Below are 13,356 nucleotides of genomic sequence, written 5' to 3' on the forward strand. Positions count from 1 at the left end.
TCTGGATGGGAATCGGCGTCGCGATCGGGATCATCGCCTTCCGCAAAGTAAGTGAAGCGCAGTCCAGCCTGGGCCGGAAGGCCTCGACCGCGCGGTCGGCCGGCTGGCTGACGGCGTGTACGAATTCGCCGACGCCGTCCGCGACGGCATGCGCGAACGGGAAACGGACCTTCGCGCCGCCCTGGGCGTCGAGGCCGAAGCCGCCCGCCACTGACCGGCAGGCAACCGGCCGTCGCCGGCCGGAACAACACCGGCAGGGTCCGTCCCCGGACTCCTGCCAACTGAACGAACTATCCGCGCCGGTGCGCGGACCAAGAAGGGTAAGTAAACAGCTCATGAAGTCGCAGGAGATCACAAAGCGCTGGGTGGACTTTTTTGTCAGCAAGGGCCACACGGCGGTTCCCTCCGCGTCGCTGGTCTCCAGCGACCCCTCGCTGCTGTTCACGGTTGCCGGCATGGTGCCGTTCATTCCTTACCTCACCGCCCGGGAAGAAGCCCCCTACTCCCGCGCCACCAGCGTGCAGAAGTGCATCCGCACCGGCGATATCGAGGAAGTGGGCAAGACCGCCCGGCACGGCACGTTCTTCCAGATGTGCGGCAACTTCTCCTTTGGCGACTACTTCAAGGAAGACGCCATCAAGTACGCCTGGGAGCTGCTTACCAGCAGCGTTGACGACGGCGGGTACGGCCTTGAGCCCGAGCGCCTTTGGGTCACGGTCTACGAGGAGGACGACGAGGCGAAGGACCTGTGGCTGAAGAACACGGGCGTCCCCGCAGAGCGCATCCAGAAGATGGGCAAGTCGGACAACTACTGGCACACCGGCCAGCCCGGCCCGGCAGGTCCCTGCTCGGAGATCTACTACGACCGCGGCCCCGCCTACGGCGTGGAGGGCGGCCCCGAAGCGGACGACAACCGCTACGTCGAGATCTGGAACCTTGTGTTCATGCAGTACCAGATCGACAACGTCCGCTCGAAGGTGGACTTCGACATCGTCGCCGACCTGCCCAAGAAGAACATCGACACCGGCCTGGGCATGGAACGCCTGGCAATGATCCTGCAGGGCGTCGAGAACATGTACGAGACCGACCAGGTCCGTCCCGTCATCGACAAGGCAGCCGAACTGTCCGGCAAGGAGTACACCTCCGCCGAGTCCGATGACGATCCGCACCACACGGACGACGTCCGCATGCGCGTGGTGGCCGACCACATCCGGTCCGCCCTCATGCTGATCGCCGACGGCGTGGTCCCGTCCAACGAGGGACGCGGCTACGTCCTGCGCCGGCTCATCCGCCGCGCCGTCCGCGCCATGCGGCTCCTCGGCGTCGAGCAGGCCTGCCTGCCCGAACTCCTGCCCGCGTCCCGCGACGCCATGAAGGGCGTGTACCCGGTGGTGGAGACCGACTTCGACCGGATCAGCCGGATCGCCTACGCCGAAGAAAAGGCCTTCCTGCGCACCATCGCCTCCGGCACCGCACGGCTGGAAGAAGCCGTCGTTGCGTCCAAGGCCGCCGGCAAGCCGCTCTCCGGCGAGGACGCCTTCACCCTGCACGACACCTACGGCTTCCCGATCGACCTGACGCTGGAAATGGCCGAGGAGGCCGGGCTGAAGGTTGACGAGGCCGAATTCCGCAGCCTCATGCAGGAACAGCGCAAGCGTGCCCAGGCGGACGCCAAGGCCAAGAAGGGCGGGCACGCGGACATCTCCGCGTTCCAGGAACTGCTCGGCGAAGGCGAAACGGTCTTCACCGGCTACACCGAGCTCGACGGCGAGTCACGGGTCCGTGGCATCATCCACGGCGGGCAGCGGGTGGCTCACGCGGCCACCGGCGATGAGATCGAGCTCGTGCTCAGCGAGACGCCGTTCTACGCCGAGGCAGGCGGCCAGGCGGCAGACACCGGCCTGATCACCGGTGACGGCTTCGTCGTTGAGGTCCTGGACGTCCAGCGCCCCGTCAAGGGACTGAGCGTGCACAAGGCGATCGTCCGCGAGGGCGAAATCCCGGCCGACGCCTTGGTGCGCGCCGCCGTCGACCGTGAACGCCGCCACGCCGCTGAGCAGGCGCACACGGCCACGCACATCGTGCACGCCGCCCTGCACCAGATCCTGGGGCCGAAGCCACCCAGCGCGGTTCCTTCAACAAGGCCGGCTACCTGCGCTTCGACTTCGCCTGGGCGAGGGCCTGAGCACTGCCACCCGCTCCGAAATCGAGGAAGTCTCCAACCTCGCCATCCGCAACAACTACGCGGTGGAAACCAAGGTGATGGCGCTGGCTGAAGCCAAGGCCATGGGCGCCATGGCGCTCTTCGGCGAGAACTACGGCAGCGAAGTCCGCGTTGTGGAGATCGACGGCGCCTGGTCCCGCGAGCTCTGCGGCGGCACCCACGTCGCCAACACGTCCCTTATCGGCAGCCTTTCCCTGCTTGGCGAACAGTCCGTCGGCTCGGGAAACCGCCGTGTTGAGGCCTTCGTTGGCATGGACGCCTTCCGGCACCTGGCCGCGGAGCGGGCCCTGGTGACGGAACTCACCGAGATGCTGAAGGTTCCGTCAGGGCAGCTGGCTGACCGGATCGCCACCACCCTTGCCAAGCTCAAGGCGACCGAGAAGGAACTCGAGCGCCTGCGCAAGGAGCAGCTGGCGGCAGCGGCCGCCCAGCTGGTCAACACCGTCCGGGACGCCGCCGGTGTCAGCGTGATCGCCCACGACGCCGGCATGGTCAGCGGCGCCGACGACCTGCGCGGCCTGGCCCTGGACCTGCGGAACAGGCTCGGCTCCGCCCCGGCCACCGTGGCCGTGGCCGGTGTGGCCAACGACCGTCCCGTTATCCTGGTGGCCACCAACGAGGCAGCGCGCGGCGCCGGCGTGAAGGCAGGTGCCCTGGTGCGCGTGGCTGCCGGGATCCTCGGCGGTGGCGGTGGCGGCAAGGACGACGTCGCCCAGGGCGGCGGAACCGACGCCGGCAAGGTGGGCGCCGCCCTGGCAGCCGTCGTCGACGCCGTCGAACGGCGCTAACACTGCCATGACCAATCCTGCAGCTGCCGGCGGCTACCCCCAGGGCGTGAAACTGGGGGTGGACGTCGGCACCGTCCGGGTCGGGGTGGCCATCTGCGACCGGGACTCGATCCTCGCCACGCCCTACAAGACGCTGGACCGGAACGCGAAAAAGAACTCCGACGTCAAGCTCATTGCGAGGCTGGTGGAGGAGCTCGGTGCCGTCCAGGTTTTTGTCGGGCTCCCCAGGACGATGAAAGGCGAGGAACACTCGTCTGCGCGGATGGCCGGCGACTACGCGGAACTGCTGGTTGCCGAGCTGGCTGGCCGCAATCAGGACGTGCCGGTCAACCTCGTGGACGAGCGGCTCAGCAGCGTCACGGCCCACCGCAACCTCCACGAAGCTGGCATGAGCAGCAGGAATCACCGTAAAGTAGTGGATCAGGTCGCGGCGGCAGGGATTCTCCAGCACGCCATCGACATGCAGAAAGCCAGGGGAGCGGATGTCGGCTCACGCGTGACAGCGCCATCCCCGTCCGTGGACCAGGGTGCCGGCGGGGTGGACGCGTCCGTCCCCGGCACTTCGGGGGACACGACCCGATTTTCAGATAATGGAAGGCAACAGTGAGCCCTGCCAACATTGACGACGCTTCCGGCCCGCTTGACGGCGGGACGGCGAGGCCGCTGACCCGCAAGGAAATCCGGGCACGGGAAAAAAAGCCTCAACACCGGCGGCCAGGGCACTGTTCCCGAGCAGGCGTATGAGACCGGGCATGACGTGCCGCCGCCGCCCGCCGAACCTCCCGCTGTTTCGGCCCCGCCCGCTGTTCCTGCGCCGCCGGCTGTTCCTGCGCCGGCCGCTCCGGTGCAGGCGGCGGGACCTGCCCAGGTTGAAGAGCCGGTGCCGGCTCCTCCCGCGATGCCTCCGTCCATCCAGGACGCCTCTCCCGCAGAACACCACGGCGACGCCGTGCATGAGGACGATGTGCATGAGGACGACGTGCACGCCGTCCATGACGAGCCTGCGCTGGTGGGCCGGCAGCATGCACCCGCCACCCAACACCTGAACCAGGTCCATGTTCCCGCGCACGGCTACCGGGAAGACCAGGGCTACCGGGACGACCTGGACCACGGGCAGGCCTACCACGACGAGGCTTACCACCATGACGTCCACCCCGACGACGCCCACCACGGCATCCACCATGACGCCGGGCACCATGACGCCGGGCACCACGATGACGAGCACCATGACGACGGCGGCCACCACGGCCTGCTGGCCGGCTCCACGGCGGCGCAGGTAGTGCCCAGGCCCTCCAAGAAGGTCCGGCGCCGGCGCCGGCTGCTGGCACTCTTCCTGACCCTTGCCGTTTTCGTCACTGCCGTGGCCGTCGGCGCACAGTTCCTCAAGCCCCTCCTCGGCAGCGACAAGCCCAGCGACTTCCCGGGCCCGGGAACGGGGGAAGTCCAGGTAACCGTGGACAACGGCGAAGGCACCCGCTCCGTCGCTGTCGACCTTGAGAGCAAGGGCGTGGTGGCCAACGCGGACACTTTCCTGCAGGCGTTCGCGGCTTCGGGGGGGACCCTGTCGCCCGGCGACTACACCTTCCGGTCCGAAATGAAGAATAGCGACGCCGTGGATGTCCTCCTTGGCCAGGACAAGGCAAAGGTCATCTACTTCGCCCTGAGCGCCGGCCTGCGCGTCAACGAATCCCTGGAGGCGATCGCCGAGGGGTCCGGGATCTCGATCCAGGACCTGCAGGCACTCAGCAACCAGCCCGCACAGTTCGGGCTGCCCGCCAACGCGAAGAACCTGGAAGGCTACCTGGCGCCGGGGGAGCACCGCTTCCCCCTCGGGACCCCGGCAAAGGAGATCCTCCAGTCGCTCGTCAAGATCACAACTGACGAACTTGTGTCGCAGGGAATCACCGATCCGGCCAAGCAGTACGAGGCCGTGATCGTGGCCAGCATCGTGCAGGCCGAGGGCGGCCAGGCCGAGTACGGCGATGTGGCCGGTGCCATCTACAACCGGCTGAAGCCCAACGATCAGACCAACGGCTTCCTCCAAGTGGACTCCGCCGTGACCTACGGCCTGGGCACCAAGAGCTACAACTTCACCGACGAACAGCGCCAGGACAAGTCCAACCCGTACAACACCTACGCCAATCCGGGACTGCCGCCAGGTCCCATTGGATCGCCCGGCAAGACAGCCATCGACGCCGCCGCGAGGCCCAAGACCAATGACTACCTGTACTGGGTGACCATCAACCTGGACACCAAGGAGACCAAGTTCTCCCGCACCCTGGCGGAGCACAACGTCTACGTTGAGCAGTACAACGCGTGGTGCATGGCCAACGCGGGCCGCTGCGCATGAGCCTGCGGGCTGCCGTCCTCGGCCACCCGATCAGCCACTCGAAGTCACCGGCACTGCACCACGCGGCCTACACGCGGCTGGGGATCGGGATCAGCTACACGGCCATCGACGTCACAGAAGAGCTGCTGCCATCGCTGATGCGGCAGATCCGCGACCAGCCCGGCTGGCGCGGACTGTCGGTCACCATGCCGCTGAAAACGGCCATGCTTAACGAGGTGGACGAGGTGCGCGGCGTGGCCCGGACGCTGGGCGTGGTCAACACGGTGTCCTTCGAAGACCACGACGGCGGCCGGAAGATCGTGGGATCCAACACCGATGTTGCCGGGATCGTTAACGCCCTCCGGCATGCAGGGACGGGAACAGCTCCTGCCGCCGTCATCCTTGGCGGCGGCGGAACAGCCGCCTCTGCCATCGCCGCGCTGAAGGAACTTGGGACGGACCACGTCCAGGTCTTCGTCCGGGACACCTCCAGGACGGGCGAGGTACGCTCCGCCGCCGCAAGCCTGGGGATGGACCTGGACATCCGCCGCCTGGCGGACGCCGCGCACCCCACGGCAGCCGCCGACGTCGTCATCTCCACCCTGCCGCCGCGGGCCGCGGATGGCCTCGCGTCCGAAATCGCGGAGCTGAAGACCGCAACCCCCGGTGTACTGCTGGATGTTGCCTACGATCCCTGGCCCAGCCTGGTTGCCTCGGTGTGGCAGACGGGCGGCGGCACCGTGGTCCCGGCCTCGAGATGCTGCTGTACCAGGCAGTGGAACAGGTACGCCTATTTACCCGCCGCGGCGATGACGTCAATGCGGCCGTCATAGATGTGATGTGCGCCTCAGTCGGCCTTCCCCGACGGGCTTTGTAACCGCCCCTCGTGGCAGGATGGAAGATATGTTGCGTTGGTTGACTGCCGGTGAATCCCATGGTCCGGCTCTGATGGGAATTATTGAAGGCGTCCCCGCCGGTGTGGAAATCACCAGCGGGCACATCGCAGACTCCTTGGCACGCCGCCGGCTGGGCTACGGCCGTGGCGCGCGCATGAAGTTCGAGCAGGACGTTGTCACCATCCTCGGTGGCGTCCGCCACGGCATCACCCAGGGCGGCCCCGTGGCCATCCAGGTGGGCAATACCGAATGGCCCAAGTGGGAGCAGATCATGTCCGCGGACCCCGTGGACCCCGCACTGCTCGCCGACCAGGCCCGCAACGCCCCGCTCACCCGCCCCCGCCCGGGGCACGCCGACTTCACCGGCATGCAGAAGTACGGCTTCGACGAGGCACGTCCCGTGCTGGAACGAGCAAGCGCCCGCGAAACCGCCACGCGCGTGGCCATGGGCACCGTCGCGGCGCGGTTCCTCAAGCACCTCGGGATCGAACTGGTCAGCCACACTGTGTCCATCGCCAGCGTGACGGTTCCGGAAGGCCGTCCGCTGCCTGTACCCGCCGACGTCATCGCTCTCGACGCCGATCCGCTGCGCTGCTTCGACCGCGAAACCTCCGACGCCATGGTGGCCGAAGTGGATGCCGCCCACAAGGAAGGCGAAACCCTTGGTGGCGTGGTGGAAGTCCTTGCCTACGGCCTTCCCCCGGGACTGGGCAGCTACGTGCACTGGGACCGCCGCCTCGACTCCCGGCTCGCCGCGGCCCTCATGGGCATCCAGGCCATCAAGGGAGTGGAGGTCGGTGACGGCTTCCGCACCGCCGCGCGCCGCGGTTCAGCCGCCCACGACGAAATTGTCCGCGACGACGCCGGCCGCATCGTCCGCGCCAGCAACCGCGCCGGCGGCATCGAAGGCGGCATGAGCATCGGCGACGTCCTGCGCGTCCGTGCTGCCATGAAGCCGATCGCCACCGTGCCCCGCGCCCTGAAGACCATCGACGTCAGCACCGGCGAGCCCGCGAAGGCGCACCACCAGCGCTCGGACGTCTGTGCCGTCCCCGCCGCAGGGGTCGTGGCCGAAGCCATGGTGGCCCTGGTCCTGGCCGAAGCCGTCGCCGAGAAGTTCGGCGGCGACTCCGTGGCCGAGACCGCCCGCAACATCAAGGGTTACCTGGACAGCATTCCGGCGTCCCTGGACTCGATCGGCCAGTAGTGCCGCACCGCAGCAATACAGGTCCAGTCGGCGACCGGCCGATTGTCCTGATCGGTCCCATGGCCGTGGGCAAATCGGCCATCGGGCAGCAGCTGGCCCAGCAGCTCCATGCCCCCTTCGTTGACACCGACGCCGTCATTGTCGCCGGGCACGGCTCCATCGCCGAGATCTTCGCCGGCCGCGGCGAGCATGCCTTCCGGGAAATCGAAGCCCGGACAGTCGCCGCCGCCGTCGAAGCTGCGCAGGGAACCGCGACGGTCATCTCACTCGGCGGCGGTGCAGTCCTCGACTCCGGAACCCAGCAGCTGATCAGCCGCTGCACCGTGGTGTACCTGGAATGCGATGCCGAAACTGTCGCCAGCCGCATCGCCCGCAACTCCGGGCGTCCGCTGCTGGCCGGGGACGCCATGGGCCGCTGGACGGCCATGTTCGCCACCCGCAAGCCCGTCTACGAACGGCTTGCAGATATCACCCTGGACGTTCGCCACGGTTCGGTTGCCGAACTGGGCGAACGGCTCGAAGCAGCACTGCGGACCTACGCAGCTGCCAAACAGGAAGTTGAACAGTGAACACTTCATCAACAGTGATCAAAGTCACCGGTGAATCCGCCGCCGACAATTACGACGTCGTCGTAGGGCGGGGCCTGCTCGGTGAACTTCCCGGGCGGCTGGGTGAGCGTGTCCGGCGCGTGCTCGTCATCCACCCGCGCGCCCTGCGCCTCACCGGGGACACGGTCCGCGACGAACTGGCCGAGGCCGGTTTCACCGCCCTGACAGCCGAAATCCCGGACGCGGAAGAGGGCAAGCACATCCAGGTTGCCGCCTTCTGCTGGCAGGTCCTTGGCCAGAACGATTTCACCCGTTCCGACGCCATTGTGGCCGTCGGTGGCGGTGCCGTGACTGACCTGGCTGGCTTTGTGGCTGCCACCTGGCTGCGCGGGGTAAAGGTCATCCACATGCCCACCAGCCTGCTCGGCATGGTGGACGCCTCCGTGGGTGGGAAGACCGGCATCAATACCGCCGAGGGCAAGAACCTGGTGGGCGCCTTCCACCCGCCGGCGGCGGTCCTGGCCGACCTGGACACCCTGGACACGCTGCCCAGGAACGAAATCATTTCCGGCATGGCTGAGGTCATCAAGTGCGGCTTCATCGCCGATCGCGCCATCCTGGACCTGGTGGAGCGGGACACCGCGGCTGTTGTTGACCCGCACTCCGAGGCCATCCGGGAACTGATCGAGCGGGCCATCGCCGTCAAGGCAAAGGTAGTCTCCGAGGACCTGAAGGAGTCCGGTCTGCGGGAGATCCTCAACTACGGGCACACCCTTGGCCACGCCATCGAACTGGTGGAACGCTACTCCTGGCGGCACGGCGCGGCCGTGTCCGTGGGCATGATGTTCGCCGCCGAACTGGCGCGCAGCGTGGGACGGCTCAGTGACGCCGACGCAGACCGGCACCGCACCATCCTGGAAGGGCTGGGCCTGCCCGTCACGTACCGCCGCGACCGGTGGCAGGGCCTGCTGGACGGTATGCGCCGGGACAAGAAATCGCGCGGTGACCTGCTGCGGTTCGTCGTGCTCGACGGAGTGGCGAAGCCGGGAATCCTGGACGTTCCGGATACCTCGCTCCTGTTCGCCGCCTACCAGGAGATTGCCTCCTGATGGCGGGCGGCATGACGGGAACAGCAGACTGGCCGGAGGCCGGCTTCCCCGGGATCAGGATCAATCCGGAAACACTGCTGCCGGCAATCGTGAACGAGGATGCCTGCCGCGAAGCACTGGCCGCGTCCACCGACCCCGCGGACCATATCTTTGTCCTGCTGGTGGAAGGCCACGCCTCCGAAGCCGCCGAGCTTCTCGCTGAAGCACGGTTCCGGGATCCGGAGTCCTTCCGGCTGCGCGCCTTCGAAGCCGAAGTGCTCCGGGTCTCCAACCGCCCGGACCGCGCGGTTGAGCTCTTCCGCCAGCTCCTCAGCGAGGTGCAGGGAACACCCCGCGAAGCACTCGTGCTGCAGTTCCTGGGCAAGACCCAGTACAGCGCAGGCCAGACGTCCGCGGCGGTGGAATCCTTCACCCGCGCACTCGACCTGCGGGTGGCGGAATCGGCTGACGCGGCCCTGATCTACTCGTCCACGGTGGCCCTCCAGCGGGCGCGGGACGTCCTGGAACTGGCCTGCTGAACTGCCCCCGCCCCGCTCCGGGGAAACCTGCCGGCGGATTACCGGTAGAATGGTTCTTGGATTTTTTCCGAACCGCGCGATTTTTGACAAACACGCGCCGGCGGGCCGTCTGGCCTGCCCGGCCGGCATAGAACGTCTGACCAACCTGCCAGACAGAGAAACCAGAGGAAACCAGTGGCAACCACTAACGACATCAAGAACGGAACGGTCCTTAAGCTCGAGGGCCAGCTCTGGAACGTCATCGAATTCCAGCACGTCAAGCCGGGTAAGGGTGGCGCCTTCGTGCGGACCAAGATGCGGAACGTGATGTCCGGCAAGGTTGTGGACAAGACGTTCAACGCCGGCCTCAAGATCGAGACCGCCACCGTGGACCGCCGCGACTACCAGTACCTCTACCAGGATGGTGCCGACTTCGTGTTCATGGACACCTCCGACTACGACCAGATCACGGTCTCCGGAGCCACCGTTGGCGACGCCACCAACTTCATGCTCGAGAACCAGATGGTCAACATCGCCATCCACGACGGCACCCCGCTGTACATCGAACTGCCGCCGAGCGTCGTGCTGGAAATCACCTACACCGAGCCGGGCCTGCAGGGCGACCGCTCCTCGGCAGGCACCAAGCCGGCCACCCTGGAAACCGGCTACGAGATCCAGGTCCCGCTCTTCATCGAGAACAACACCAAGGTCAAGGTGGACACCCGCGACGGCAGCTACCTCGGCCGGGTCTCTGAGTAGTGAGCGCACGCGGAAAGCCCGCAGCAGGGCACTGGATGTTCTTTTCGAGGCCGAGCAGCGCTCGGTCTCACCCTTCGACGTCCTGCGGGCGCGCCGGGAAAAGACTGACCAGATCGTCAATCCGTACACCGTGGAAATTGTCGAGGGCGTGGTGTCGCAGCAGGCCGCGATCGACGAGTTCCTGGAGACCTATTCCCAGGGCTGGAGCCTGGAGCGGATGCCTTCCGTGGACCGGGCCATCCTGCGCATCGGCACCTGGGAACTGCTCTACAACGACGACGTCCCGGACGGTGTGGCGGTCAGCGAGGCCGTGGCGCTGGCCAAGACGCTGTCCACCGATGAGTCGCCCCAGTTCATCAACGGGCTCCTGGGCCGCCTGCAGCAGCTGAAGCCGTCGCTGCTCGCCTAGCAGCCGCGCCAGGCTCAACATGCCTTACGGGCCGGCCCCCACGAACAGCGTGAACTGCTCCCCGAAAGTTGGACTGAAAATTCAGTTCCGGCTGACGGGGAGCAGTTTCCTGTTTAAGGGCAATTCGTTGCCTCGGAGGCAGCGCTGAACCGCGGCCGGGAATCGCGTACTACAGTGGATGCATGGCTCCCAGCCGCCATCCGCTCGACGACCTGCGCGAAACCATCGGCCATCTGGCCGATCAGCTCAAGCTGCCCGGTTCGGAGCGCGTCGACGACCTCGTCGGTGATCTCATCGGCCCGAAGCCCGGGCCCGCCCGTCCGTTGTCCGAGGTGCAGGCCGAGCTCGACGCGCTGGTCGGACTGGAGACCGTGAAGGAACAGGTCCGGGCCCTCGTCGCACTGCTCCAGGTCCAGGCCCGCCGTAAGGCGCACGGCCTGCCGGAGGTGGCCACATCACAGCACCTGGTGTTCCTGGGAAACCCGGGCACGGGCAAGACCACCGTGGCGCGGCTCCTGGCCGAGATGTACCGCGCGGTCGGACTGCTGCAGAAGGGCCACCTGGTCGAGGTGGACCGTTCGGGCCTGGTGGGGCAGTATGTCGGCGCGACCGCCATCAAGACAGACCGGGTGATCCGGCGTGCGCTGGACGGCGTTTTGTTCATCGATGAGGCCTACGCGCTGGCCCCGGAGGACGGCCGGATGGATTTCGGGCCCGAGGCGATCGAGGTCCTGCTCAAGCGGATGGAGGACCACCGCCACCGCCTGGTGGTGATCGTGGCGGGGTATCCGCGGCTGATGGAGTCCTTCCTGCTCTCGAACCCCGGCCTGCGCTCCCGGTTCGCCCGCGAGATCACGTTTCCCGATTACTCTGTCGAGGCACTCCAGACGATCTTCCACCAGATGCTGGCCCAGCATGAGTACACGCTGGAGCCGGGGGCGGACGAGATGCTGCGCCGCATCTTCACCGGCCTGCACGCGAGCGAGGACTCCGGCAACGCACGGTTCGCCCGCACACTGTTCGAGCAGGCGCTCAACCGCCAAGCGCTGAGGCTCTCGCGCGACAAGGAACTAAGTCTCGACGAGCTCGATCGTGAGGCCGTCATGACGCTCACTGCGGATGACATCGTCGAGGCCGCACTGGCCCTGGGCGAAGCGCCGGAACCGGAACCGGTGCCGGACCCGGGCCGTCACGCTGGTGGCGCTGGCTGGCCTGACAGCCTGCCCGCTGGCCCTGGGCGCCGTGTTCGTACCGGCCTTTACGACGCCACCGCTGCGCGGAGGGCCAGGATGTGCTGCAGCTGCTGCCGCTCTTCAGCCTGGTGCAGCGGGACGTCACGGCCGCTGAGGATCCGCTGGCGGGTGTTGGCCAGCCGGGTGGCCGCCTTCAGGAATTCCTTCATCTGCCGTTTCCGGCCATAGCTGCCGGCCCAGTTCAGCACGGTGCGGCGGCCCCCGAGCGTGGCCAGGAGTTCCACCTCGGCCGGGGTGAACCAGCCGGCAGCGGAGTATTCCAGCAGCCGCTGCCGCGTCAGCCTCTTCTCGGCAACGCGCAGCAGGACGATCCCCGCCACAGCCAGGAAGAAGATGGGCACCTGGACAAAGACATAGTCCAGCAGGAAACCCTGGCCCATGCTGTTCCAGCGGTTATGCAGGAACATGGCAGGCAGCAGCCCCACAATGAACGCCGCCACGGAAGCCCCCGCATGCCAGCGCCGGGCAGCGAAACCCATGATCAGCCCTGTCGTGCCAGTGAAGATGGCATGGGCAAAGGGCGACATCACGCCCCGCAGGAAGAACACCTCGGCGAACTCGCTGGCCGGGCTGGCCGATTCGGCGATGGCCCGGCCGAAATCGAGGATGTTCTCGGTGAATGCGAACCCGCCGGCGATCGTGAACGCGAACACCACCCCGTCCACCGGCCCGTCGAAATGCCGCCGGGCAAGGAGGAGCAGCAGGAGCAGGCCCAGGGACTTGGCGAATTCCTCCACGATGGGCGCCTGGACGGTGGCCATGTAGGTCTGCAGGTCCGGGATGTCGGAAAACTGGAAGGCCAGGACGAAGAAGGGCTGGATCAGGAGGGTGGCGGCGATGGACACCGCGGCGCCCCACGTGAAGGCGAAGAAGAGCAGCCGCTTCGGCTCGGGCTCCCACTTGTCGATGACATAGACGGCCAGCAGCACCACCGAGAGCGGCAGCAGCGAGGCCAGGAACCCGATCAGGAAGCCGGCTGTGCCCGTATTGGACAGCAGGAAGGGCACCACCAGGAACAGGCTGAGGAACGCGAGGGCGCCGCCGGCTACCGTCAGCCCAAGCAGTCCGCCGCTGGTCCGTGCCGCCCGCAGCGCGGTTCCCTGCACCTGCGGCGGCAGTACCGCCTCCACCGGCCCGCCGTAGTGTCCCGGCGCCGGCCGGTAGTTCTCCGGCTGCACGTGTCCCATCCAGCTCGGATTTGCCTGGCGGGGGAGCGGGGAGGCAGGGCCGGAGTAGGGATCTTCAGGGCGCCCGGGCGATGGCTGGCGGGGATGCGTCGACATACCCGAAAGCCTAGGTGTGCCGTGCCGCCCGTCCAAGGATCCTTACCCCGCGGC

The 13,356-nt window shown here is 67.2% G+C and carries 9 protein-coding genes and 4 pseudogenes; 12 read left to right on the forward strand and 1 reads right to left on the reverse strand.

What is annotated here, in order from left to right; all coding sequences use genetic code 11:
• Positions 1 to 5: 5 nt before the first annotated feature.
• From ACPEE0_RS09210 to ACPEE0_RS09265, 12 genes and pseudogenes are all read left to right on the forward strand, one after another.
• Positions 6 to 214, forward strand: a pseudogene (locus tag ACPEE0_RS09210) (hypothetical protein).
• 121 nt (positions 215 to 335) lie between these two features.
• A pseudogene (gene alaS / locus ACPEE0_RS09215) lies at positions 336 to 3,012 on the forward strand (alanine--tRNA ligase).
• Between the two features lie 7 nt (positions 3,013 to 3,019).
• Positions 3,020 to 3,619, forward strand: a complete 600-nt coding sequence (gene ruvX, locus ACPEE0_RS09220; RefSeq protein WP_035752341.1) for a Holliday junction resolvase RuvX — start codon at positions 3,020 to 3,022, stop codon at positions 3,617 to 3,619.
• 273 nt (positions 3,620 to 3,892) lie between these two features.
• Positions 3,893 to 5,362 carry an endolytic transglycosylase MltG gene (gene mltG / locus ACPEE0_RS09225; protein ID WP_424574397.1) on the forward strand — a complete coding sequence of 490 codons (1,470 nt, stop codon included), beginning with the start codon at positions 3,893 to 3,895 and terminating at the stop codon, positions 5,360 to 5,362.
• Positions 5,359 to 6,218, forward strand: a pseudogene (locus ACPEE0_RS09230) (shikimate dehydrogenase). The gene mltG and the pseudogene ACPEE0_RS09230 overlap by 4 nt, the downstream one beginning before the upstream one ends.
• 26 nt (positions 6,219 to 6,244) lie before the next feature.
• The gene (gene aroC, locus ACPEE0_RS09235; RefSeq protein ID WP_035752338.1) at positions 6,245 to 7,444 is read left to right on the forward strand and encodes a chorismate synthase; all 1,200 of its coding nucleotides are present in this window, start codon (positions 6,245 to 6,247) and stop codon (positions 7,442 to 7,444) included.
• A complete protein-coding gene (locus ACPEE0_RS09240; protein WP_009357425.1) occupies positions 7,444 to 8,013 on the forward strand; it encodes a shikimate kinase in 570 nt (189 codons plus the stop codon). The genes aroC and ACPEE0_RS09240 overlap by 1 nt, the downstream gene beginning before the upstream one ends.
• Entirely contained in the window at positions 8,010 to 9,101 is a 1,092-nt protein-coding gene (aroB, locus tag ACPEE0_RS09245; protein WP_424574398.1) for a 3-dehydroquinate synthase, read from the forward strand. The genes ACPEE0_RS09240 and aroB overlap by 4 nt, the downstream gene beginning before the upstream one ends.
• On the forward strand, positions 9,101 to 9,619 hold the full coding sequence (locus tag ACPEE0_RS09250) for a tetratricopeptide repeat protein (RefSeq protein ID WP_009357423.1): 519 nt from the start codon (positions 9,101 to 9,103) through the stop codon (positions 9,617 to 9,619). The genes aroB and ACPEE0_RS09250 overlap by 1 nt, the downstream gene beginning before the upstream one ends.
• Positions 9,620 to 9,793: 174 nt before the next feature.
• On the forward strand, positions 9,794 to 10,357 hold the full coding sequence (gene efp, locus ACPEE0_RS09255) for an elongation factor P (RefSeq protein ID WP_009357422.1): 564 nt from the start codon (positions 9,794 to 9,796) through the stop codon (positions 10,355 to 10,357).
• Positions 10,350 to 10,766: a transcription antitermination factor NusB gene (gene nusB / locus ACPEE0_RS09260; protein WP_424575260.1), complete on the forward strand. Its 417-nt coding sequence runs from the start codon at positions 10,350 to 10,352 to the stop codon at positions 10,764 to 10,766. The genes efp and nusB overlap by 8 nt, the downstream gene beginning before the upstream one ends.
• Positions 10,767 to 10,948: 182 nt before the next feature.
• Positions 10,949 to 11,982 (forward strand): annotated as a pseudogene (locus tag ACPEE0_RS09265) (AAA family ATPase).
• Between the two features lie 42 nt (positions 11,983 to 12,024).
• Here the strand turns inward: ACPEE0_RS09265 and ACPEE0_RS09270 are convergent.
• Positions 12,025 to 13,302, reverse strand: a complete 1,278-nt coding sequence (locus tag ACPEE0_RS09270) for a PrsW family intramembrane metalloprotease (RefSeq protein ID WP_424574399.1) — start codon at positions 13,300 to 13,302, stop codon at positions 12,025 to 12,027.
• Between the last annotated feature and the right edge of the window lie 54 nt (positions 13,303 to 13,356).

The sequence above is a fragment of the Arthrobacter sp. SD76 genome, from assembly GCF_049726125.1.
GTDB lineage: Bacteria > Actinomycetota > Actinomycetes > Actinomycetales > Micrococcaceae > Arthrobacter > Arthrobacter nitrophenolicus.